The sequence below is a fragment of the Bifidobacterium canis genome (assembly GCF_009727065.1).
Classification (GTDB): Bacteria; Actinomycetota; Actinomycetes; order Actinomycetales; family Bifidobacteriaceae; genus Bifidobacterium; species Bifidobacterium canis.
On record NZ_WNLP01000004.1, the window covers coordinates 40,196 to 63,827 of the forward strand.

Genomic DNA, 23,632 nt, shown 5'->3' on the forward strand with positions numbered 1-23,632 from the left:
TGTATTCCTTGCTCTTTCGTATAAGAATGTTGGGTGGGGTTCAAAACAACGAAGATGGGGCTTGCATTGTGCATATGCTGCAATGCAAGCCCCAAGCAATCATTCGGCGCGTTCTACGCCTTCGTCTTCAGCGAGTTTGACCAAGCGGTCGTAAATCTCTTCATAAGCAGGAATGATATTGCCGAGATCACGGCGGAACAGGTCTTTGTCGAGATGCTCGATCTGACCGGAACCATCCTTGAGATCCCACAGACGGCAGGTGTCGGGGGTGATCTCGTCGGCGAGCAGGATCTTGCCGTCGCTCGTCTTGCCCTCTTCGATCTTGAAGTCGACGAGCTGCACGTCGATCTTCGAGAAGATGTCTTTGAGCGCATCATTGATCGCACGAGCCTGACGGGAGATCTCAGCGAGTTCGTCTTCGGAGGCGATGCCCAGCGCGATGATGCCGTCATCGTTGATGAACGGGTCGCCGAGCTCATCGGACTTCACGCAGAATTCGAGGATCGGCTTGTTGAGCTTCGTGCCCTCCTTCACGCCGTACCTCTTGGCGAACGAGCCGGCCGCCGTGTTGCGCATGATGATCTCGAGTGGATACATATCCATCTTGCGCACGAGCTGCTCGGTGTCGGAGATGCGCTTGACGAAATGCGAGTCGATGCCACGCGCCTTGAGCAGGTCGAAGATGACGGAGGTGATGTGGTTGTTGAGCTCACCCTTGCCCTCGATCTGCGCTTTCTTCGCGCCGTTTCCGGCGGTCGCCTGATTCATGTATTCGACCCACAGAATATCGGGGTCATCGGTTGCGTACAGTTTCTTGGCCTTGCCCTCGTAGAGCTTGTCCAGTTTCTGCATGTCCTGCCTTCCGTTGTCACCATTGAGTGGACACGTTCAGACTAGCAATCCATCGCGTCAACTGTTGCGCAATGACCACTATTCATTCGCGTGTGCGAGTGCAAACATATGTCAATTCACACTGATGCGTAGAGTCTGCGCGACTTCGTTCGCTTTGATGCGTGCCTCGTCGATGTCTGAACCGATCGCCAACGCCACGCCCATGCGCCTGTGACCGTCGACGCGCGGTTTCGCGAAGATGCGCAGATCGGTGCCGGCGGAGGCGAGCGCGGTGTTGAGATCGGAGAACTCGACCTCGCCGTGACCTTCGACGACGATCGCGCGGCTCGCAGCACCCGCGTACTTCGGCAGATCAAGCTGAACGTGATCTTGGGTGACCGGAATGCCGAGCACGGCGCGCGCGTGCAGGTCGAACTCGCTCAAATACTGGCTGATCATCGTCACCATGCCGGTGTCGTGCGGGCGTGGCGAGACTTCGTTGAACAGCACAGTGCCGTCTTTGAGCACGAACAGTTCGACGCCGAACACGCCCCAGGCATTGTTCGTGCCGGCATGATCCACTAATCCTTGCACAGCTTCGATGGCGATGCGGTGAATCTCCTGCTTGCGATCCGGCTCAACGGCCGCAGGCTGCCAGGATTCACGATAATCGCCCTGTTCCTGACGCTGGCCGATCGGCTCACAGGTGACGATGCCGTGCGACGAGCTCACCGTGAGCATCGTCAACTCGTAGTCCAGATCGACGAGCTGCTCGACGATCACACGCGACACGTCTCCCTCATCGTGGGCGCGGCGACCCTGCTGCGCCTCCTGCCATGCGGCGTCGATGCCGCTCGCCTTGCGCACCACGGACTGGCCGTGGCCGGAGGAGCTCATCACCGGCTTGACCACGCATGGGAAGCCGATGCGGGAGGCGGCCGCGCGCAGCTCGTCAAGCGAGCCGGCGAACTCATATTTCGTCGTCGGCAACCCGAGCTCTTCGGCGGCGAGCGTACGCAGTTTCTCGCGATCCATGCAGATCGCCGCGATCGACGCACTCGGCACCACATGGATGCCGGCCTGTTCCGCTTCGAACAGCACGTCGGTGCGATCGCCTCTATTTCAGGAATGATGATGTCCGGCTTGACATCACCGATCAGTGTGCGCAGCGCGTCGGCGTTCGCCATGTCGAGCACGCGCGACTCGTGGGCGACCTGAGCTGCCGGCGCGCCGGAGTAGGAATCCGCCGCGCACACCCATGCGCCGAGTCTCATCAGCGAAATCGTCACCTCTTTGCCAAGCTCGCCGGAGCCGAGCATGAGAATGCGCGTCGGATGCGAGCCAAGGGGAGTGCCCAGAGGAGTGAAAAGAAGAGAAGTGGTGGAATGTGCTGATGTTTCGCTATTCGTCATGATTCCATTATGCATGGTTTTATTGTGCCACCGTGCGTGCCCGCGTGTGGTGAGAGCGTGCGATATGCGAATCAATATGCGCATAGTCGAGAAAATTTATACAGTGCAACGGGTTAGATTATGACTATGGGCGCACAGAGTGAAGAGAAGAACACGGCGCAGGCGACTCCGAGGGAGACTGCGGCGCAGAAGCCATTGACCATCGCCATGGTGATGGACACTTCCGGGAATCGGGGCAACGGCACCTCGAATTCGGCATTGCAATGGGCTCAGGAACTCGAGCGCCAAGGGCACACGGTGCGTCTGCTGGGCATAGGCGCCCCCGAATACCCGGCACGCATCAACAGGATTCCTCTGGTCAGCTGGATCGCATCCAAGCAGCAGATGCAGTTCGCCCAACCTAGTGCCACATTGTTCGACCGCGCATTCGACGGCGTTGACATCGTGCACATCTACACGCCGTTCAAATTCGGGCGGTACGCGTTGGCGGCGGCGCGTGAAAAGGGACTGCCGGTGACCGCCGGATTCCATGTGCAGCCGGAGAACATCATGTATTCCGCCGGACCGTTGCGCTACGTTCCCGGCATGGCCAAGTTCATCTACTGGCTGTTCCATCACTGGCTCTACCGCAATGTGGACGCCATTCACATCCCGACGAAACTCGGGCGGGAGCTGTTGCTCGATCACAATTACAACGAACCTATTTTCGTCATTTCGAACGGCTACGAGCCACGATTCGTGCCCAAAACGCAACGTGCAGGTGATGAGGCGCCGGGCAAGCCGATTCGCGTGATCGCCTCCGGGCGCCTGTCGAACGAGAAAACCACGTCGAGCTCATCGAGGCCATTTCGCGTTGCTCGCATGCTGATGACATCGAACTGACGATCGCCGGAACCGGACCCATTCGCCATAAACTCGAACGTCTCGCCAAAAAGAAGCTGAAGAATCCCGCATCGATAGGTTTCCACAAGAACGCCACGATGCCCGCGCTGCTGCGCTCCAACGATCTGCTGGTGCACCCGTCGATCGCTGACTTGGAGTCGGTGAGCGTCATCGAAGGCATGGCCTCCGGATTGGTGCCGGTGATCGCCGACTCCACGTTGAGTGCGGCAGGTCAGTTCTCGCTCTGCCCTGAATCGTCGTATCCGGTGAAAGACGTGGACGCGCTCGCCAATAGCATCGACTGGTGGCTCGACCATCCAGCTGAACTCAACAAGTGGGGAGCGCAATACGCCGAGCATACAAAAGAGCATTACTCGGTGGAGTCATCAGTGCGCAAATTCGTTGCGATGGAACGTCAGGTAATAGAGAATCACCGTGATACTCGCTGAGAGTATTGTTCGATTTCTGCGAATTATCAGGTGATCCAGTAACTCGGTGACGCAAATTCAAATACATTAGAAAACGTGTGGGTGCAGACAAATACTATATTTTGTCTGCACCCACACTGCATTCATATGACTGTTAGTTATTGTGCCGATTCACAGCAGTTTGATGAGCTCATCCACTTCTTCATCCGTGGTCGCCCAGCTCGTGCAGATGCGCATCATCACATGGTCTGCGTCCACTTCCTCCATATAGCCGAGCTGCACGTTCTTCTCAAGCTTCTTCGCCTGCTCGTTGGTGAGCACAATGAAGATCTGATTGGTCTGCGACACGAATTCGACGTCGTAGTTCTTCTCGAACAACACTTTGCGAATTTTGTCGGCTTCTTCGTTCGCGTGCTTGGCGAGTTTGAGGTACAGGTCGTCGGTGAACAGCGCGTCGAACTGCAGTCCGAGCAGCCACCCCTTCGCCAGCAATGCGCCATGCTGCTTGACGAGCGTTGTGAAGTTCTTCGGAGAATTGCCGCGCGGGAACACGACCGCTTCGCCGAATATCGCACCACACTTCGTGCCGCCGATCGTGAACACGTCAGCCAGACGGGCGATATCGGGCAGCGCCACATCGTTATCGTCAGCCGTCAATGCCATGCCAAGACGCGCGCCGTCAACGAACAATGGCAGATCGTGGTCATGCGAGACCTGCGAGATCGCGGCCAGCTCCTCGCGCGTGTAGACGGTGCCGTATTCGGTGGGCTGCGAAATATACACGACGCCCGGATAGACCATGTGCTCGTGGTTGGCATCGCGCTCGAAGCTCTGGCAGTATTCGTCGAGCTGTTCGGCGGTGATCTTGCCGTTGTGCTGGGGGAGGGCGAGCACCTTGTGACCGGTCGCTTCGATGGCCCCCGCCTCGTGCACGTTGATGTGGCCGTTGCTTGCGCAGACCACGCCCGCGTATTGCGGGGTGATCGCGCTCAACACCGTCTGATTCGTCTGCGTGCCGCCCACAAGGAACCAGATGTTAGCCTTGGGATCGTCGCAAGCCTTACGGATCTTCGTTGCGGCGGAATCGCAGTATTTGTCGGCGCCGTAGCCGGGATTATGCTCATTGCCGAGCTGCTGCATCTTCTCGAGAATCTGAGGTGCGGCGGTGGAGGAATAGTCATTGACGAAAGACAGCATGTGTTTCTCCTGACGTTTGCGTATTCGTGTGACAGTCTAGCGCGCGAAATGATGCCATACCTGAGAATTGCGGCAACGGTGAACCTGCATGGATACCGCGCACATGGTTGTTACGCGCGGCAGGGTAGCCAGAGAATTCATGCGAAAACAGAAAACCCGAGAAACCAAAGGAATCCCGGGTTTGGTGGGGTGGCTAACGCGGCTCGAACGCGCGACCTTCTGAACCACAATCAGATGCTCTACCAACTGAGCTATAGCCACCATGTTCACGTGCTCGCTTTCGCTACACGCAACAGATGAAAACTATACACGAGGCACTCCCGAAACGCGGGTGCGGCGTGTCGGATGCATCTCAAGCGCATACAGACTATAATTAAACATAGTTCGAGGCAATGCTTAAGACAGACTCAAGAGATAATTTCAGAGAAAATTTCACAGGCTAACAGATACGCAAAGGTGCGTATGGCGCAGGGTGCGCCGATGATATGCAGATGATCAATGCAGATGTATGCAGGTGTAATGGATGATCGATCAGCTGATCAATATATCAATATTGAGTGTCGGTATTAATGACAGTGGCGAGAGAGTTGGGACGCGAGTCGCGCTGGTAGCACAGGATGATTCAGGGATTCAGGTTGGGCGCGACGAGGTTGGAACGAGGCTGGCGAACTGGTCACCGCAAGGCGGCGGTGATGACGGATGGGTGATCGAATATATGGAATTCCGTGACGGCATGCGACGCGCACAGAAGCGCGGGAATAGATGGCTCGCATGGCTGTTGTGTCACAGAAGAGAAGCTAGACGACCCCCGGAGGTTCCTAGACACTCCGAGGGTCGTCTTTTGTCTGAGGGCGTGATATATTGAATCTTTGTGTGTGCCAGCAGTGCACCTTATGTGACAGGAGCGCTTGCTGGGATATCCTCATGGATTCGCTTGCATCACGCGCAGCAATGCGGCAGTGAGAGAACATGGGGTCATCGGGCCGGTGAACGTTGGCTGACTTTTCCGATTCGGACAAGTGGGTCACGATGATGCGGCCTCACGAAGAAGAACATAACAAACTGAATCGGAGAATCAAGTTGCCTACTATTGAACAGCTTGTCCGCAAGGGACGCAAGGCAAAGCCGAAGAAGTCCAAGACTTTGGCACTCAAGGGCAGCCCGCTGCGTCGCGGCGTGTGCACGCGTGTTTACACCACCACCCCGAGGAAGCCGAACTCGGCACTGCGTAAGGTCGCTCGTGTTCGTCTGAGCTCCGGCATCGAAGTCACCGCATACATCCCAGGTGAAGGCCACAACCTGCAGGAGCACTCCATCGTGCTCGTGCGCGGCGGCCGTGTCAAGGATCTGCCAGGTGTTCGTTACCACATCGTTCGTGGTGCACTCGATACCCAGGGCGTCAAGGACCGCAAGCAGGGTCGTTCCCTGTACGGAGCAAAGAAGGCGAAGTAAGAGATATGTCACGTAAAGGACCTTCCAAGAAACACCAGGTGCTTCCAGATCCGATCTACGGCTCGATCGTGGTGGCACAGCTCATCAACAAGATCTTGCTTGACGGCAAGAAGTCGATCGCGGAAGACATCGTCTACTCCGCACTCGATATGGTCAAGGAGAAGACCGACCAGGAGCCAGTCGCCGTGCTCAAGCGCGCGCTCGACAACATCCGTCCGTCTCTCGAAGTCCGCTCCCGCCGCGTCGGTGGCGCCACCTATCAGGTGCCTGTCGAAGTCAAGCCTGCTCGCGCAAACACGCTGTCGCTGCGCTGGCTGACCGACTTCTCCCGCGCTCGTCGCGAGAAGACGATGGCCGAGCGTCTCGCCAACGAGATCCTCGACGCATCCAATGGTCTCGGTGCTTCCGTCAAGCGTCGTGAAGACACCCACAAGATGGCAGAGGCCAACAAGGCCTTCGCTCATTACCGCTGGTAATTAGTAGTAACGAAGAGTTAAGGAAAATACATGGCACTGGACGTGCTTACCAACCTCAACATGGTTCGTAACATCGGCATCATGGCACACATCGATGCCGGCAAGACCACTACTACCGAGCGTATTCTCTACTACACCGGTAAGAACTACAAGATCGGCGAAACCCACGACGGCGCTTCGACGATGGACTTCATGGCTCAGGAGCAGGAGCGCGGCATCACCATTCAGTCCGCAGCAACCACCTGCTTCTGGAACCGCCAGACCCACGATCCTGAGGATCAGTTCCAGATCAACATCATCGACACGCCAGGCCACGTCGACTTCACCGCTGAGGTGGAGCGTTCGCTGCGCGTGCTCGACGGTGCTGTCGCCGTCTTCGACGGCAAGGAAGGCGTTGAGCCTCAGTCCGAGACCGTGTGGCGTCAGGCCGACAAGTACGGCGTTCCGCGCATCTGCTTCATCAACAAGATGGACAAGCTCGGTGCCGACTTCTACTACTCCGTCGACACGATCAAGGAAAAGCTGGGCGCAACCCCGCTCGTCGTGCAGCTGCCGATCGGCGCTGAGAACGACTTCGTCGGCGTTGTCGACCTGATTCGCATGAAGGCCTACGTCTGGAACGACGTCAAGGACGACATGGGCGCTCACTACGACACCGTTGACATCCCGGACGATCTCAAGGATCGCGCAGAGGAATACCGTTCCCAGCTGCTCGACCAGGTTGCCGAATCCGACGAAGACCTCATCGAGAAGTACCTCGAAGAGGGCGACCTGACCGAAGAGGAGATCCGTCGCGGCATCCGTAAGCTCACGATCGCTCGTGAGGCCTACCCGGTTCTGTGCGGCTCCGCATTCAAGGATAAGGGTGTGCAGCCGATGCTGGACGCCGTTGTCGACTACCTGCCGAGCCCTGAAGACGTTCCTTCCATCGTCGGCTTCGATCCGTCCGATGAATCCATCGAGATCGACCGCAAGCCAACCATGGACGATCCGTTCGCGGCACTCGTCTTCAAGATCTCGACCCACCCGTTCTACGGCAAGCTCGTGTTCGTGCGCGTCTACTCCGGCTCCGTCAAGCCGGGCGACAACGTGCTCGACTCCACGAAGGGCAAGAAGGAACGCGTCGGCAAGATCTTCCAGATGCACGCCGACAAGGAGAACCCGGTCGACGCCGCAGAAGCAGGCAACATCTACACCTTCGTTGGCCTGAAGAACGTCACCACCGGTGACACGCTCTGCGACGAGAAGCACCCGATCTCCCTCGAATCCATGACCTTCCCGGATCCTGTGATCGAGGTCGCCGTCGAGCCGAAGACCAAGGCCGATCAGGAGAAGATGAGCATCGCTCTGGCGAAGCTCTCCGACGAAGATCCGACCTTCCAGGTCAAGACCGACGAAGAGTCCGGCCAGACGCTGATCTCGGGCATGGGCGAGCTCCAGCTCGACATCATCATCGACCGCATGCGCCGTGAGTTCAAGGTGGAGTGCAACGTCGGCAAGCCGCAGGTTGCATACCGCGAGACGATCCGCAAGGCCGTCATGAACCAGGAATACACGCACAAGAAGCAGACCGGTGGTTCCGGCCAGTTCGCAAAGGTGCTCATGAACTTCGAGCCTCTCGACACCGAGAGCGGCGAAGTCTACGAGTTCGTGAACGAGGTCACCGGCGGCCACATCACCAAGGAATTCATTCCTTCGATCGATGCTGGCGTTCAGGAAGCAATGGAATCCGGCATTCTTGCAGGCTTCCCGGTTGTTGGCGTCAAGGCCACCGTCACCGACGGTCAGGTGCACGACGTCGATTCCTCGGAAATGGCCTTCAAGATCGCAGGCTCCATGTGCTTCAAGGAAGCTGCTCCTAAGGCGAAGCCGGTCATCCTCGAGCCGATCATGGCCGTCGAAGTCCGTACCCCAGAAGAGTACATGGGCGACGTCATGGGCGATCTGAACTCCCGCCGTGGCTCCATCCAGTCGATGAACGACGCCACCGGCGTCAAGGTCATCGACGCGAAGGTGCCGCTGTCGGAGATGTTCGGCTACATCGGCGACCTGCGTTCCAAGACGCAGGGTCGTGCAATGTTCACCATGCAGATGGATTCGTACGCGGAGGTCCCGAAGGCCGTCGCAGACGAAATCATCAAGGCCCAGCGTGGTGAGTGACACGCCTACAAAATAACTTGAACCTGTCTCCAGTCAGCGCTAAAATTTTGTAGCGCTGACTGGGTTCGGGTCCAATAGTGGCAAAAACCCAGAAACCCAGTAATATGTAGCAAGTGCCTCGCAAGAGGCTTACTACGAGAACGTCCAGGAGGACAAAACACATGGCAAAGGAAAAGTACGAGCGTACTAAGCCGCACGTTAACATTGGTACCATCGGCCACGTCGATCACGGTAAGACGACCCTGACTGCAGCAATCTCCAAGGTTCTGCACGAAGAGTACCCGGATCTGAACCCTGAGTACGACTTCAACCAGATCGATTCCGCTCCTGAAGAGCAGCAGCGTGGTATCACCATCAACATTGCTCACATCGAGTACCAGACCGCCAAGCGTCACTATGCACACGTCGACGCCCCAGGCCACGCCGATTACGTCAAGAACATGATCACCGGCGCTGCCCAGATGGATGGCGCTATCCTCGTTGTGGCCGCCACCGACGGCCCGATGGCCCAGACCCGCGAGCACGTTCTGCTCGCTCGTCAGGTTGGCGTCCCGAAGATCCTCGTCGCTCTGAACAAGTGCGATATGGTCGACGACGAAGAGCTCATCGACCTCGTTGAAGAAGAGGTCCGCGACCTCCTCGACGAGAACGGCTATGACCGCGATTGCCCAGTCGTCCGCACCTCCGCTTACGGCGCACTGCACGACGACGCTCCGGATCACGAGAAGTGGGTTGAGACCGTCAAGGAACTCATGGACGATGTCGATGAGTACATCCCGACCCCTGTCCACGATCTCGACAAGCCGTTCCTGATGCCAATCGAAGACGTCTTCACGATCTCCGGTCGTGGCACCGTCGTCACCGGCCGTGTTGAGCGTGGCCGTCTGGCAATCAACAGCCCAGTCGAAATCGTCGGCATCCGTCCGACCCAGTCCACCACCGTCACCTCCATCGAGACCTTCCACAAGCAGATGGATGAGGCCGAGGCTGGCGACAACACCGGTCTGCTGCTCCGCGGCATCAACCGTACCGACGTTGAGCGTGGCCAGGTCGTGGCTGCTCCAGGCACCGTGACCCCACACACCAAGTTCGAAGGCGAAGTCTACGTCCTCACCAAGGATGAGGGTGGCCGTCACTCGCCGTTCTTCTCGAACTACCGTCCGCAGTTCTACTTCCGCACCACCGACGTCACCGGCGTCATCTCCCTGCCAGAAGGCGTCGAGATGGTTCAGCCTGGCGATCACGCAACCTTCACGGTTGAGCTGATCCAGCCAATCGCTATGGAAGAGGGCCTGACCTTCGCAGTGCGTGAAGGCGGCCACACCGTCGGCTCGGGCCGTGTCACCAAGATCCTCGCCTGAGATTCCTCTCAGTCGAATCTGACACGCTGAACTAGCGTAGCGAAGAGGTTCCACAGATTTGTCTGTGGAACCTCTTTTGTATATCCTCTTTCAACCGCCGCATGCAACATGTTTGCTGGCGGGGATACAAAACTTTCCAACAGTCAGATATCGCAGAATTTTTCGTTGGAAAATAGCCGTTCTTCAGTTTGCGTACACAAGCATCTTCGAGTTTCATATCCCCACCAGCAAAATGAGAGTGTACTGACCATGTTTGGCGCAGTATGAAACAGTAGGATCGGGGTTTTGGCAGCTTTGACGTAGCGATAGTGCGCAGGAACCGGTTGTGAACACATAAGCATATGAAAAAGCGCATAGTAAACGGCACGGATTTTTGAATTCGTGCCGTTTACTATGCGCAGTTTTATACGAAATAGAGCGTGTTATGCGCGCTCGGCTTCAACCGCGACGTTTGTCTGCTTGCCAGAAGCGGCTGGGAGCATGCGATCGATCGCCATGAGAATATAGCCGAGAATAATGAACGCGGCCAGAAGAATCACACACCAGCGCACAACACCGCCGACACCCTGCTGGTTAAGATCGATGAAGAAGTACGGGTACAGCTTGGGAACATTGGCGTCCCAGTTGACCAGCCATGCACGCACATAGACGAGCGCCAAATAAGTGAGCGGGAAAATCGTGGAATACAGCGGATACGTCCACTTGACCTTGCGATGCTCGTAGAAGAGCAGCCAATCGGCGACGAACATCAGCGGAAGCACAACGTGGAACGTGATGCTCGTGATCGTGTAGTTCTGCGCAGGGTCACGGTCGGGAGCGCCTGCCAACAGCAGATTGAACACGAAGAACGTGAGCAGAATCGCGGTTACCGCGATGAACTTCAATGCGGGGGAGAGCTTCACAAAGCCATCGCTCTTACGGTTCGCGGTTTGCACGAGTTCGAAGAACATGATCGCGATGCACAGATAATTCGAAAGATTCGTGAAATACACATAGAACACGTTGTCGAAACTGTGCTCGTAGAAACCGAAACTGCCGATGATGCCCACAATGCCGAGCGCGCAATAGAACGATTGAAAAATAAGCTGAGCTGTTCTGCTCCGTACCATGATGACCTTTCTGCATTCTCATAAACAACTCGGCTATTCTATGTGCTCATATGCGAACACATCTATGTGAATCCGCACAAAACTCAACGCGAAAACATGTGCGCACACACAGTTCGCAGATATGACCTCGCCTATGAAAAACGCGGTGACCGGAAGAAAACCGACCACCGCGTACAAGACATGTTCTATGCGAGTTTTCGCACAATTACTTCACATCGAGCGTATGCAATCCCTCGGCGTGCAGATCGACTTCGGTGATCGCACGAATCGAATCGTCCGCAGACAGTTCGACGACCACCGGGTTCATCGCCTTGATCGCCGCGTCAGAGAACTCGGTGTGACCAGATGGCGAGCTCTTCAGCAGAATCATCGGCAGATCGGAGGTCAGTGTCTGCGTTGCATCAGACACGTTCTCGTTGATCATCAGCACCTGGCCGTTCTCCTGACCGGAGACATCCATCAGCATGCGTACGATATCGCCGCGGTGCATGCTCGGGTACGCGATCGTGTTGAGGCCATCCTCACGAATCGTGCGGTGGATTGCGTCGACACCTTTGAGCTTCGCCTCGATGACGGTGGCGTTGCTCGGCACGTTCGGCAGTGCATTGTTCTCGTCGATCACGCCCAGCTTCGCGGATTGCGGCAGCGCGTGGATCAGAGATTCGAACAGTGCGAGTTTTGCTGCGATCGTGGCGCGCCCGACGATGATGATCGAGCGACGCGCTTCCAGAGCCTTGCTCAAACGCGGGTCAGAGACCTCGTTCACATTTGCCATAGGTAGTCCTTACTCATGATGAACTTACATTGCTACGAATCGGTATACCTCAACGAGCTTGGCCATAGTTCCCGCAAATGCGCTTGTTGCCAAACAGCGAACAAACATATGCACAATATTCACAAAGATTCGCACGGCGGTGATCGCACGAAAGTGGACATGCGCGAGTATTCGCCAGCCGAATCGTGTACAACGGAACATAGGACTGTATAGAGGTGCTGGCATAATTGCGAAGGCTCTTTATATAGCTGTATACGTCGAATGAATAGGTGAGTTATTTTGGCACAGACTACTAACGACATCAAGAACGGTTCCATTCTCAACCTCGATGGCCAGCTGTGGCAGGTCGTCAAGTTCCAGCACGTCAAGCCGGGCAAGGGCCCAGCCTTCGTCCGCACGACGATCAAGAACGTGCTCTCCGGCAAGATCGTCGACAAGACGTTCAACGCTGGCATGAAGATGGAGTTCGAGACCGTCGACAACCGCACGTTGCAGTATTCCTACGATGACGGCGACAACTTCGTGTTCATGGACATGACCACGTACGATCAGATCATGATCCCGAAGACGCTCGTCGGCGACAAGGCGAAGTACCTGCTCGAGGGCACCGACTGCATCGTCTCCTTCCACGACGGCACCCCGCTGTCGGTGGAACTGCCGGCCTCCGTTGTGCTGACCGTCACGCACACCGAGCCGGGACTGCAGGGCAACCGTTCGAACGCGGGCACCAAGCCGGCGACCGTCGAGACCGGCGCCGAAATTCAGGTTCCGCTGTTCATTGGTGAAGGCGAGAAGGTCAAGGTCAGCACCGAAGACGGCTCATACCTGGGTCGTGAAAACTGATCCGTCAGGCTTTCCGGTATCTGCAACATTAGGTGAAGGATAAGAATCTTATATGGCACGTTCAACCGCTCGTCGCAGGGCTCTGAACACGTTGTATGAGGCGGACGAGAAGGGGCAGGATTTCCTGTCCCTTCTTGATGAGCGCATCGCCGAGCCCGGCGCTCAAACACCGCTTCCCGAATATGCGATCGAAATCGTGCGCGGTGTGAACGAGCATCGCAAGGCGATCGACTCCCAGTTGAATGCGCATTCCAAAGGGTGGAAGGTCAAGCGTATGCACGCCATTGACCGCAACATTCTGCGCATCGGCACATGGGAGATTCTCTACAACGACGACGTGCCCGACAAAGTTGCCATTGATGAGGCTTTGAATCTCGCCAAGACTCTTTCCGACGATGCGGCCCCCTCGTTCATTCACGGGGTGTTGAGCGCAATCGCCACACAGAACGAGCAGAAGACGTCGGCAGCTCCGCAGGCTTCTCCATCTGATTCTTCGGAGGCTCCTTCGCCCTCGCAATCATCGCAAGCGGATCCAGTTTCTCCAACAAGCGTTGAATCGGACGAAACCGACCAAACCAATTAGTGAATCGCGTTCGGCCGGATCGCGACTCACAACCGGCCGCTTTCCTCAAAACCTTGATGAAATGGGGGTATGGTGAATCAGTCAGATCCGGCAAATACGCAATATACCGCACAAGATGCGGTTCTCGTTCTTGAAGACGGCCAAGTGTATGTTGGCGAACCATTCGGCGCCACGGGTTCCACCTGCGCCGAAATCGTGTTCAACACCGCGATGACCGGCTATCAGGAAACGCTCACGGATCCGAGCTACTGCAAGCAGATCGTCGTTCAGACCTTCCCGCACATCGGCGACACCGGCGTCAACGATGAGGATCCGGAATCGTCACGCATCTGGGTTGCTGGCTATGTGGTTCGAGACCCCAGCATGACGGTCAGCAATTGGCGTGCGGACGGCGCCCTCGATGACGCGCTGATCGCTGAAGGCATCGTGGGCATCAGCCATATCGACACCCGTAAACTCGTGCGTCACCTGCGCTCCGCAGGTGTGATGCGCGCAGGAATCTTCTCTGGTGCCGCCCTGCTAAATGCAAACGGCGAGTTGCGCAGCATCGCAGACATGCTCGAAGAGGTCAAGCGCACTGCGCCGATGCAGGGCATGCGACTCTACGACGAAGTGAGCACGCAGGAACGCTATGTGGTCGAGCCGACCGGTGATTTCGCAGGCAAGGAACCGTTGTTCACCGTGGCCGCCATCGATCTGGGCATCAAATCGATGACGCCGCACCGCATGGCCGAACGCGGCTGCCGCGTCGTGGTGCTGCCCTCCACCACGACGTTCGAGCAGATCGAAGAACTCAACCCCGATGGCGTGTTCTTCTCGAACGGCCCAGGCGACCCCGAACAGGCACAGCAGATGGTCGATCTGCTGCGCCAGGTGCTCGACGCAGGCTATCCGTTCTTCGGCATTTGCTTCGGCAACCAGCTGCTAGGCCGCGCACTCGGCTTCGGCACATACAAACTCAAATTCGGTCACCGTGGCATCAACCAGCCGGTGAAAGACGTGACCACCGGCAAAGTCGAGGTCACTGCACACAACCACGGTTTCGCAGTCGACGCGCCAATCGGCGAAACCGTTGACGCGCCATTCGAAAACGGCAAATACGGCAAGGTGTTCGTCAGCCACGTCGATCTGAACGACAACGTGGTGGAAGGCCTGCAGTGCGTCGATATTCCGGCGTTCTCGGTGCAATACCATCCGGAGGCCGCAGCTGGTCCGCATGACGCCGCCTACCTGTTCGACCGTTTCGTTTCATTGATGGAGAGCTCCAAGACTTCCAAGGAGGAGAACGCGAATGCCTAAGCGCACAGACATCAAGTCGGTCATGGTCATCGGTTCCGGCCCGATCGTGATCGGCCAGGCCGCCGAATTCGACTATTCAGGCACACAGGCATGCCGAGTGCTACGCGAAGAAGGCGTGCGCGTTATTCTCGTCAACTCGAACCCTGCGACGATCATGACCGACCCGGAGATGGCCGACGCCACCTACATCGAGCCTATTTCCACGCCGATTCTCGAGAAGATCATCGCCAAGGAACGCCCTGACGCGTTGCTGCCGACGCTTGGCGGCCAGACCGCTCTGAACGCCGCCGTCGCCTTGGGCGAGGCAGGCGTGCTCAAGAAATACAACGTCGAACTGATCGGCGCCTCACTTGAAGCCATCGACCGTGGCGAAGACCGTGAATCGTTCAAGAAGGTCGTCGAAGCGGCAGGCGCTGAATCCGCTCGTTCCGACATCGCCCACACCATCGAGGAAGTGGATGCGATCGCGGAACGCTTCGGCTTCCCGCTGGTTGTGCGCCCGTCGTTCACGATGGGCGGCCTCGGCTCCGGCATCGCACACAACACCGAGGAACTGCACCGCATCGCAGGCGCAGGCATCCACTATTCTCCGACCGATGAAGTGCTCATCGAAGAGGGTATTGAGGGCTGGAAGGAATACGAGCTTGAACTGATGCGCGATCGCAACGACAACGTTGTGGTCGTGTGCCCGATCGAAAACGTCGACCCCGTCGGCGTGCACACCGGCGATTCGATCACCGTGGCTCCGGTGTTCACACTGACCGACCGTGAATACCAGAAGCTTCGTGACATCGGCATCGCGATCATTCGTGGCGTGGGCGTCGATACCGGCGGCTGCAACATTCAGTTCGCCATCCATCCGGAAACCGGACGCATCATCGTCATCGAAATGAACCCACGCGTCTCCCGCTCGTCGGCACTCGCTTCGAAGGCCACCGGCTTCCCGATCGCGAAGATCGCCACGAAGCTCGCATTGGGCTACACGCTCGACGAGATTCAGAACGACATCACCAAGTCGACGCCAGCCAGCTTCGAACCGACGATCGACTACGTGGTCACCAAGGTTCCTCGTTTCGCGTTCGAAAAGTTCCCGGGAGCAGACCCGACCCTCACCACGTCTATGAAATCCGTGGGTGAGGCCATGGCTCTCGCCGGCAACTTCCAGGAATCCCTCGGCAAAGCGATGCGTTCCATCGACAAGCGTCACATGGGCTTCAACTGGGACGGCAACAAGCCGAGCGAGCAGGAAGTCAACGAACTGCTCGAGCAGATGCACACCCCGACCGAGCACCGTTACCTGCAGGTGATGCGTGCCATTTGGGGTGGTGCCACCCCTGAGCAGATCTTCGACGCCACGAAGATCGACCCGTGGTTCATCAACCAGTTCTTCCAGATCAATGCCACGGCTATGCAGGTTCGCGAAGCCGAAACGTTGTCGAGAAAGCTGCTCAAGAAGGCCAAGCTCGCCGGACTCTCCGACGTGCAGATCGCGCATCTGCGCAATCTGGGCGATGAAGGCGAGAACACCGTGCGTGAGTTGCGCTGGAACTACGGCCTGCATCCGGTGTTCAAGACGGTTGACACCTGCGCCGCGGAATTCGCCGCGCAGACGCCGTACTACTACTCGTGCTACGCCGACGAAACCGAGGTGCGCAAGCGCGACCGTGAAGCCGTGATCATTCTCGGCTCCGGCCCGAACCGCATCGGCCAAGGCATCGAGTTCGACTACACCTGCGTGCACGCGGTGCAGGAGCTCGGCAAAGACTACGACACGATCATGGTCAACTGCAACCCCGAAACCGTGTCGACCGACTACGACATGTCGGATCGCCTGTATTTCGAACCATTGACGTTCGAAGACGTGCTCGAGATCTACGAGTCCGAGAAAAGATGGGGCCGATCAAGGGCGTCATCGTGCAGCTCGGCGGCCAGACGCCACTGTCGCTCGCCGCACGCCTCAAAGCCGCAGGCGTGCCAATTCTCGGCACCACCCCGGAAGCCATCGACTTGGCTGAAAACCGTGAACTCTTCGGCGAAGTGCTACGCCAGGAGCATCTGAACGCTCCACGCTTCGGCACCGCGTTGAGCCTCGACGAGGCTCGCGAGGCGGCACACAACATCGGGTATCCGGTGCTCGTGCGCCCAAGCTACGTGCTCGGCGGCCGAGGCATGGAGATCGTCTACGATGACGCACAGCTGGAAACCTATGTGAACCGCGCATTGAGCGAAGCCAAAGCCGACACAGTGGTGTCTGGCCGACTTCCCTCGCCATTGCTCATCGACAAGTTCCTGCAAGACGCCATCGAAATCGACGTCGACGCATTGTTCGACGGCGAGGAACTCTACATCGGCGGCATCATGGAACACATCGAAGAGGCAGGCGTTCACTCCGGCGACGCCGCCTGCACACTGCCTCCAAGCACGTTGAGCGACGACCAGATCCGCCGTCTGCGCGAAGCGACACTCGCCATCGCGAAGGGTTGCCAGGTGCGCGGCCTGATGAACGTGCAATACGCGTTCATGGCGAACACGCTGTATGTGATCGAAGCCAACCCACGTGCTTCGCGAACCGTGCCGTTCGCATCCAAGGCCACCGGCGTCGCCTTGGCGAAGGCCGCGGCGCGCATCATGGTCGGTGAAACCATCGAACAGCAGCGTGCCAACGGATTGCTGTTGCCATACGGCGATGGTGGAGACATACGCGTCGGCCAGCAGGTCGCCGTCAAGGAATCGGTGCTGCCATTCAAACGCTTCCGCACACCTGTCGGCAAAACCGTCGACATTCTGCTCGGGCCGGAAATGCGTTCCACCGGCGAAGTCATGGGCTTCGACCGCGACTTCCCGCACGCCTTCGCCAAGAGCCAGCTCTCTGCCTATGAAGGCGGCCTGCCGACCAGCGGCAACGTGTTCCTCTCGGTGAACGACACCGATAAGCGTCAACTCCCATTGTTCGCAGTGCGTCTGGTCGAACTCGGATTCAGCATCTGGGCGACGGAAGGCACGGCATCGGTTCTGCGTCGTTACGGCATCGAATCGAAGATCGTCGACAAGATTCACAGCCGTGTGGACTCGGATCCCGAACGCGGCGCCGAAATCCAGCACGCGCAGGGTAGCATCGGCAAGAACGTGGTGCAGCTCATCGAAAACGGCGACATCGACCTGATTCTCAACACGCCGAATTCGCGAGGCTCCCGTTCCGACGGCTATTCGATTCGTGCGGCCGCCATCGCAGCCGACATTCCGCAATACACGACGATGACGGAATTCTCGGCAGTGCTGCTCGCCATTGAAGCCGTCAAAAAGAACGACTACGAAGTGATGAGCATTCAGGAACATTCACGCGAGCTCTACAACATGGAGCGTAAGCACAAGGAAGAAAGCGAGGAGACAAGGGTCTGATGACTCAGGCACGGAACGACAAGGAACGCGCGGCAATGCGTTCCGATTTTGGACTGCGACTGAGCAATTCCATGAAACAGCACGGACCACTATGCGTCGGCATCGACCCGCATAAATCCGTGCTGGAAAACTGGGGATACGATGTCGACGCCGAGGGCGCCGAATTGTTCGCCATGCGCATGCTCCAAGCCGCAAACGGTCGCGCCGCCGCGGTGAAATTCCAAGTCTCCATGTTCGAACGCTACGGGTCACGAGGATTCGCGGCACTCGAGCGCGCCCTGTATGCCGCACGGCAGATGGATCTGATCACAATCGTCGACTGCCTCCACGGTGGTTTGCCGACGACGATCTCCGCCATCTCCGACGCCTACTTCGAGCCGGATGCGCCGATGCTCGCCGATGCGATCACATTGCTGCCGTATTATGGCGCGCGTTCGCTCGGAGGAGTCATCAACACCGCCCTCGACAACGGGCGTGGCGTGTTCGTGGCATCACTCACGTCGAATCCAGAAGGCGCAAGCCTGCAGACAGCCATCCGTCAGAACGGCGAATACAAAGGCAAGACAGTTGCCTATGGCATTGCAGCCACCGCGCAGAAATACAACAAGAGCACGCCGGGTCTCGGTTCGGTCGGTCTGATCATCGGCGCCACCATCAGCCAATGGTTGCGAGACAGCGGCATCGAGCCGGTCGACTTCACCGGTCCAATCCTTTCGCCAGGCTACGGCTGGCAGGGCGCTGAAGCCGACGATTTGAAAAACGTGTTCCATGGCACCAACGGCAACGTGCTCGTCACCGTTTCACGAGCCATCTCCAAAGACGGTCCCGACATGGCGTCGCTCATCGAAAGCACGCAGACCATTGCGGCTGATGTGCGCAAAGCATTGAAGGAAGCGTCTGATGAGTCTTCGCAAGCAGCTTTGCAATCCAAGTAGGAGTTGAATTCACATGAATATGCCGGAGAAACATGGACGTTTGATCGTGCTCACCGGCCCTACCGCAGTCGGCAAGGGAACGGTTGAGGCGGCGTTACTGCACAAGCACCCGGAGATCTGGGTGTCGGTGTCTGCCACAACGCGAGATCCACGTCCGGGCGAGCAGAATGGCGTCAACTATTGGTTCATGCCGGAAGACGAGTTTCTGCGTCGCAAGGCAGCCGGAGAATTCCTCGAAACCGCCGTCGTGCATGGCATGGCACATTATGGCACGCCATTGAAGCCGGTCGAAGAGCATTTGGCGAGCAATACGCCGACGATTCTCGAAATTGATTTGCAGGGCGCTCGCCGAGTCAAGGAACGTGCTCGTGAACTTGGCCTCGATGTGGTGTATGTGTTTATCGCCCCGCCGAGTTTCGACGAACTCAAGCGTCGACTTGTCGGGCGAGGCACGGAAACACCGGAGCAGCAGGCGAAGCGTTTGGAAACCGCAAAGGTCGAGCTCGCCGCAGAGCCCGAATTCGATGTGACGATCGTCAATAACGAGGTCGATCAGGCTGCGAAGGAACTCTGGGATGTGATCGCAGAAGAATACGGTCTCAACTAGCCGACCGCTAGAGCAGGCAATATATTTGCCCATAAACAATGTGAATGCCCGCGGAATCATCAAAGATTTCGCGGGCATTCACATTATTCTGTGAAAAATCAGGCGAGGCCGGAGAGCCTGTCAATGAGCTCAGGGTCACGGGTGGCGCCCTTGTCTGCCGAACGAGCGAACGCGGCGAACGCCTTAAGCGCCTGGCTCACCTTGCGGTCACGATGCGCCTTGTAGCCGTCACCGGCTTCCAACTTCGCACGACGTTCAGCGAGCTCTTCATCGCTCACCTCAACGTTGATGGTGCGGTTCGGAATGTCGATGGTGATGATGTCGCCGTTCTCGATCAAAGCGATAGGGCCACCGCTGGCGGCTTCCGGAGCCACATGGCCGATGGACAGGCCAGAGGAACCACCGGAATAACGACCATCGGTGATGAGCGCCACTTCCTTGCCGATGCCCTTGCCCTTGACGAACGAGGTGGGGTAGAGCATCTCCTGCATGCCAGGACCACCCTTCGGCCCCTCATAACGGATGATCAACGCCTGACCTGGCTTCAACGTGTCATTGAGAATGACCTCGATGGCCTGCTCCTGCGATTCAACTACCAACGCGGGGCCACGGAACGTCCAGATCTCCTTCGGCACGCCGGCGGTTTTCACAACGCATCCATCGGGAGCGATGTTGCCGCGCAGAATGGCCAAACCACCTTCGGTGACGGCCGGGTGGTCGATGTCGTGGATCGCACCGTTCACGCGGTCGGTGTCAAGCGTGTCGAACAGCGTTTCATGCGTCCATGGCTCAGGGGAGACGATATGGCCTGGGGCTGCGCGATACAGGTCTTTCGCCTCAGGCAGGCAGGAATCGCGCATGATGTCCCAATCGTCAAGCTTGGCCTCAAGCGACGGGTAATCGATGGAATGCACGTCGCGGTGCAGCTTGCCAGCGCGATCGAGTTCGCCGAGGATGCCGGTGATGCCGCCGGCGCGGTGCACATCGGAGATCTCCCATTCGCCGGAGGGGGAGGCCTTGCAGATGCACGGCACGGTGTGGCTGATGCGTTCGATGTCGTCGAGCGTGAAATCAACGTCGGCGGACTGTGCCATTGCGAGAATATGCAGCACCGTGTTGGTGGAACCGCCCATCGCCACGTCCATCGTCATCGCGTTCTCGAACGCATGCTTCGTGGCGATCGAACGGGGGAGCACGGAATCGTCGTCGTTCTGGTAATACTTGTTCGCGATCTCCACAACGGTTTGCGCGGCACGTTCGAACAGCTTCTTGCGGTAGCCATGCGAAGCGAGCACGGTGCCGTTGCCAGGCAGTGCGAGACCGATCGCCTCAGTCAGACAGTTCATCGAGTTCGCGGTGAACATACCGGCGCACGAGCCGCAGGTCGGGCAGACGGTGCGCTCATAGGCGAGCAGGTCCTCATCGGTCATGTTGTCGTCTGCGGACGCATACATCACGTCGATCAGATCGGTGTTCTCCTTGACCGTACCATCGGGAAGAACGGTCGTACCGGCTTCCATCGGGCCACCGGAGACGAACACGGTCGGAATATTGAGGCGAAGTGCGGCCATCAGCATGCCCGGCGTGATCTTGTCGCAGTTCGAAATGCAGATGAGCGCGTCGGCACAGTGCGCATTTACCTGATATTCCACGGTGTCGGCGATGATCTCACGACTCGGCAGTGAATACAGCATGCCGGTGTGACCCATCGCGATGCCGTCGTCAACGGCCATCGTGTTGAACTCGCGCGGAATGCCGCCAGCCTTTTTCACGGCTTCCGAGACGAGACGGCCCACCTTGTTGAGGTGCACGTGACCGGGCACGAACTCGTCGAAAGAGTTGGCGATGGCGACGATCGGCTTGCCGAAGTCTTTGCCATCGACACCGGCCGCACGATACAATGCGCGTGCGCCGGCGAAGATTCGTCCATTCATGATTTCGCAGATCGCATTTCCATGTGCCCTATTCAACCCGAACATGCCAGCGGAATCGTTCATATTGTCAAATAGTGATATGCAGGAAAAGAAACAAATATAAGACCTTGCGGTAAATCTAGAAGCTGAGATATACTGAGAATTTGCACATACACATATTTGTTGTTAGTGGTTTGGAGATTTCAAATGGCATTCGGCACTGAGCCTACACCAACCGGTCTTGCGGATCCGCCAATCGATGATTTGATGCAGCACGCGGATTCCAAGTATGCTTTGGCTATTTTCGCCGCGAAACGCGCTCGCCAGATCAACTCGTATTTCACGCAGCTGAACGAAGGTCTGCTGCAGAACGTCGGTCCGCTCGTGGAATACAAGAATCAGGAGAAGCCGCTTTCGATCGCCTTCCGTGAGATCAACGAGGGATTGCTCGAAGAAACGCTCGGTGAAGACGACTTGAGCGAAGGCAACTGAGTCCGATCTTTATTCTGATTGTTTTCAGACGAACGCCCCGTCGAGCCACACACTGTGGACATCGACGGGGCGTTCGCATATCTCATGTGGGAGGGAGGGATAGACTGTCGGTAGCGAAGTTGTGATTGAATTGTGAACGCATATGTCACAACCAAGCACGAGCTATCCACTAAGGAGGAAGTAATGGCCGAAGTGAAGCTGATCTCCGCCGAGTCCGTCACCGAAGGACACCCGGATAAGATCTGCGATCAGATTTCAGATGCCATTTTGGATGACATGCTCCGTCAGGACCCGCATTCGCACGTCGCCGTCGAGACTTCGGCGACGAAAGGTCAATTCTGGGTGTTCGGCGAAGTGACCAGCAAAGGGTATTCCGATATTCAAAGTATTGTGCGCGACGTTGTGCGCCGTATCGGATACACCAGTTCGACGATCGGCTTGGACGCGGATTCCTGTGGCGTGCTCGTGTCGTTGAGCGAACAAAGCCCCGAGATCAATCAGGGTGTTTCCCGCTTGGACGAGCAGGAGGAGAGCATCGCATCTCGCGAGGAACGCTATGAAGCGCAGGGCGCGGGCGACCAAGGTGTGATGTTCGGTTACGCCAGCGACGAAACCGATGTGTTGATGCCATTGCCGATTCATCTTGCACATCGCCTGGCATACCGTTTGGCGCAGGTTCGCAAGACCGGTGAAGTGAAGTTCCTGCGTCCTGACGGCAAGGTGCAGGTGACCATCGAATACGACGAAAACGACAAGCCATTGCGTGTTGACACGGTGCTCGTTTCCACACAGCACGATCCGGAGGTTTCGCAGGAGGCCTTGCGTGAGGATCTGCGTGAACATGTGATCGAACCTGTGCTTGATGAAGTGCTTGCAGACAAGGTAGAGCACGATGATTACCGCGTGCTCGTCAACCCGACCGGCTCGTTCATCATGGGAGGACCGGCAGCAGACGCTGGTCTGACCGGACGCAAGATCATCGTTGACACATACGGCGGCGCTGCTCACCACGGTGGTGGCGCGTTCTCCGGCAAGGATCCTAGCAAGGTCGATCGTTCCGCTGCATACGCCGCACGCTGGGTTGCCAAAAACATCGTGGCTGCCGGACTCGCTCACAAAGTCGAGGTGCAGGTGGCCTACGCCATCGGCGTTGCGGAACCGGTGAGCATCAATGTTGAGACGTTCGGCACCGAAGAGAACGGTGTGACGAGGGAGCAGATTCAGGATGCGGTGCGCAAGGTGTTCGACCTGCGACCAGCCGCCATCGTTGACGAGCTCGACTTGTTGCGCCCGATCTACTCGAAGACCGCCGCATATGGTCACTTCGGCCGTGAAAACGACGATTTCACTTGGGAGAAGACCAACAAGGTCGACGCGTTGAAAGACGCCATCGCCCAGATCAACGAGTAATCCGATTACTTGCTCATACCGCTCGCATGAGGTTCAACGACATCTGTGAGCGGTTCTCACTATAGGTA

The 23,632-nt window shown here is 57.5% G+C and carries 15 protein-coding genes, 1 tRNA gene and 4 pseudogenes; 13 read left to right on the forward strand and 7 right to left on the reverse strand.

Features of this window, described 5'->3' with window-relative positions; genetic code table 11:
- Positions 1 to 99 precede the first annotated feature (99 nt).
- Together purC and purT are read right to left on the reverse strand one after the other, a co-directional pair.
- Positions 100 to 852: a phosphoribosylaminoimidazolesuccinocarboxamide synthase gene (gene purC, locus GSD1FS_RS04905; RefSeq protein WP_155588647.1), complete on the reverse strand. Its 753-nt coding sequence runs from the start codon at positions 850 to 852 to the stop codon at positions 100 to 102.
- Positions 853 to 963: 111 nt separating this feature from the next.
- A pseudogene (gene purT, locus GSD1FS_RS04910) lies at positions 964 to 2,243 on the reverse strand (formate-dependent phosphoribosylglycinamide formyltransferase).
- Positions 2,244 to 2,369: 126 nt separating this feature from the next.
- On the opposite strand from purT, the pseudogene GSD1FS_RS04915 reads away from it, so the two are divergent.
- A pseudogene (locus GSD1FS_RS04915) lies at positions 2,370 to 3,574 on the forward strand (glycosyltransferase).
- Positions 3,575 to 3,724: 150 nt separating this feature from the next.
- On the opposite strand, the gene GSD1FS_RS04920 reads toward GSD1FS_RS04915, so the two are convergent.
- A complete protein-coding gene (locus tag GSD1FS_RS04920) occupies positions 3,725 to 4,750 on the reverse strand; it encodes a threonine aldolase family protein (protein WP_155588648.1) in 1,026 nt (341 codons plus the stop codon).
- Positions 4,751 to 4,935: 185 nt separating this feature from the next.
- A tRNA-His gene (locus GSD1FS_RS04925) sits at positions 4,936 to 5,011 on the reverse strand.
- Between the two features lie 819 nt (positions 5,012 to 5,830).
- Between GSD1FS_RS04925 and rpsL the strand changes: the two genes are divergently transcribed.
- The 4 genes from rpsL (at position 5,831) to tuf (ending at position 10,199) form a co-directional block, all read left to right on the forward strand.
- A complete protein-coding gene (gene rpsL / locus GSD1FS_RS04930; RefSeq protein ID WP_101441637.1) occupies positions 5,831 to 6,202 on the forward strand; it encodes a 30S ribosomal protein S12 in 372 nt (123 codons plus the stop codon).
- Between the two features lie 5 nt (positions 6,203 to 6,207).
- The gene (gene rpsG, locus GSD1FS_RS04935; protein ID WP_155588649.1) at positions 6,208 to 6,678 is read left to right on the forward strand and encodes a 30S ribosomal protein S7; all 471 of its coding nucleotides are present in this window, start codon (positions 6,208 to 6,210) and stop codon (positions 6,676 to 6,678) included.
- Between the two features lie 30 nt (positions 6,679 to 6,708).
- On the forward strand, positions 6,709 to 8,838 hold the full coding sequence (gene fusA, locus GSD1FS_RS04940) for an elongation factor G (protein WP_155588650.1): 2,130 nt from the start codon (positions 6,709 to 6,711) through the stop codon (positions 8,836 to 8,838).
- A gap of 161 nt (positions 8,839 to 8,999) precedes the next feature.
- The gene (tuf, locus tag GSD1FS_RS04945) at positions 9,000 to 10,199 is read left to right on the forward strand and encodes an elongation factor Tu (RefSeq protein WP_155588651.1); all 1,200 of its coding nucleotides are present in this window, start codon (positions 9,000 to 9,002) and stop codon (positions 10,197 to 10,199) included.
- 422 nt (positions 10,200 to 10,621) lie between these two features.
- Here the strand turns inward: tuf and GSD1FS_RS04950 are convergent, their stop codons facing one another.
- A complete protein-coding gene (locus GSD1FS_RS04950; protein ID WP_155588652.1) occupies positions 10,622 to 11,308 on the reverse strand; it encodes a Pr6Pr family membrane protein in 687 nt (228 codons plus the stop codon).
- Positions 11,309 to 11,513: 205 nt separating this feature from the next.
- Entirely contained in the window at positions 11,514 to 12,083 is a 570-nt protein-coding gene (locus GSD1FS_RS04955; RefSeq protein WP_155588653.1) for a hypothetical protein, read from the reverse strand.
- A gap of 279 nt (positions 12,084 to 12,362) precedes the next feature.
- On the opposite strand from GSD1FS_RS04955, the gene efp reads away from it, so the two are divergent.
- From efp to gmk, 6 genes and pseudogenes are all read left to right on the forward strand, one after another.
- On the forward strand, positions 12,363 to 12,926 hold the full coding sequence (efp, locus tag GSD1FS_RS04960) for an elongation factor P (protein ID WP_155588654.1): 564 nt from the start codon (positions 12,363 to 12,365) through the stop codon (positions 12,924 to 12,926).
- Positions 12,927 to 12,978: 52 nt separating this feature from the next.
- A complete protein-coding gene (gene nusB, locus GSD1FS_RS04965; protein WP_155588655.1) occupies positions 12,979 to 13,509 on the forward strand; it encodes a transcription antitermination factor NusB in 531 nt (176 codons plus the stop codon).
- 69 nt (positions 13,510 to 13,578) lie between these two features.
- Positions 13,579 to 14,808, forward strand: coding sequence for a glutamine-hydrolyzing carbamoyl-phosphate synthase small subunit (gene carA / locus GSD1FS_RS04970; protein WP_155588656.1), 1,230 nt, complete (start codon positions 13,579 to 13,581; stop codon positions 14,806 to 14,808).
- Positions 14,801 to 18,207 (forward strand): annotated as a pseudogene (gene carB, locus GSD1FS_RS04975) (carbamoyl-phosphate synthase large subunit). Before carA ends, carB begins: the two are co-directional and overlap by 8 nt.
- The gene (gene pyrF / locus GSD1FS_RS04980) at positions 18,207 to 19,142 is read left to right on the forward strand and encodes an orotidine-5'-phosphate decarboxylase (protein ID WP_155588657.1); all 936 of its coding nucleotides are present in this window, start codon (positions 18,207 to 18,209) and stop codon (positions 19,140 to 19,142) included. The pseudogene carB and the gene pyrF overlap by 1 nt, the downstream one beginning before the upstream one ends.
- 19 nt (positions 19,143 to 19,161) lie before the next feature.
- Positions 19,162 to 19,749 (forward strand): guanylate kinase, encoded by a 588-nt coding sequence (gene gmk, locus GSD1FS_RS04985; protein WP_246165840.1) that lies wholly within the window; start codon positions 19,162 to 19,164, stop codon positions 19,747 to 19,749.
- Between the two features lie 98 nt (positions 19,750 to 19,847).
- Here gmk and ilvD read toward each other — a convergent pair.
- A pseudogene (gene ilvD, locus GSD1FS_RS04990) lies at positions 19,848 to 21,706 on the reverse strand (dihydroxy-acid dehydratase).
- Between the two features lie 163 nt (positions 21,707 to 21,869).
- Between ilvD and rpoZ the strand changes: the two are divergent.
- Positions 21,870 to 22,154: a DNA-directed RNA polymerase subunit omega gene (rpoZ, locus tag GSD1FS_RS04995; protein ID WP_155588659.1), complete on the forward strand. Its 285-nt coding sequence runs from the start codon at positions 21,870 to 21,872 to the stop codon at positions 22,152 to 22,154.
- A gap of 183 nt (positions 22,155 to 22,337) precedes the next feature.
- Positions 22,338 to 23,564, forward strand: a complete 1,227-nt coding sequence (gene metK, locus GSD1FS_RS05000; RefSeq protein ID WP_155588660.1) for a methionine adenosyltransferase — start codon at positions 22,338 to 22,340, stop codon at positions 23,562 to 23,564.
- Positions 23,565 to 23,632 lie beyond the last annotated feature (68 nt).

Excerpts from the sequence above, each read along its gene's own strand:
- nusB (WP_155588655.1), top strand. The coding sequence starts at position 12,979 with ATGGCACGTTCAACCGCTCGTCGCAGGGCTCTGAACACGTTGTATGAG.
- metK (WP_155588660.1), top strand. The coding sequence starts at position 22,338 with ATGGCCGAAGTGAAGCTGATCTCCGCCGAGTCCGTCACCGAAGGACAC.
- purC (WP_155588647.1), bottom strand. The coding sequence starts at position 852 with ATGCAGAAACTGGACAAGCTCTACGAGGGCAAGGCCAAGAAACTGTAC.
- pyrF (WP_155588657.1), top strand. The coding sequence starts at position 18,207 with ATGACTCAGGCACGGAACGACAAGGAACGCGCGGCAATGCGTTCCGAT.
- gmk (WP_246165840.1), top strand. The coding sequence starts at position 19,162 with ATGCCGGAGAAACATGGACGTTTGATCGTGCTCACCGGCCCTACCGCA.
- fusA (WP_155588650.1), top strand. The coding sequence starts at position 6,709 with ATGGCACTGGACGTGCTTACCAACCTCAACATGGTTCGTAACATCGGC.
- GSD1FS_RS04920 (WP_155588648.1), bottom strand. The coding sequence starts at position 4,750 with ATGCTGTCTTTCGTCAATGACTATTCCTCCACCGCCGCACCTCAGATT.
- rpsG (WP_155588649.1), top strand. The coding sequence starts at position 6,208 with ATGTCACGTAAAGGACCTTCCAAGAAACACCAGGTGCTTCCAGATCCG.
- carA (WP_155588656.1), top strand. The coding sequence starts at position 13,579 with ATGGTGAATCAGTCAGATCCGGCAAATACGCAATATACCGCACAAGAT.
- tuf (WP_155588651.1), top strand. The coding sequence starts at position 9,000 with ATGGCAAAGGAAAAGTACGAGCGTACTAAGCCGCACGTTAACATTGGT.
- rpoZ (WP_155588659.1), top strand. The coding sequence starts at position 21,870 with ATGGCATTCGGCACTGAGCCTACACCAACCGGTCTTGCGGATCCGCCA.
- GSD1FS_RS04955 (WP_155588653.1), bottom strand. The coding sequence starts at position 12,083 with ATGGCAAATGTGAACGAGGTCTCTGACCCGCGTTTGAGCAAGGCTCTG.
- GSD1FS_RS04950 (WP_155588652.1), bottom strand. The coding sequence starts at position 11,308 with ATGGTACGGAGCAGAACAGCTCAGCTTATTTTTCAATCGTTCTATTGC.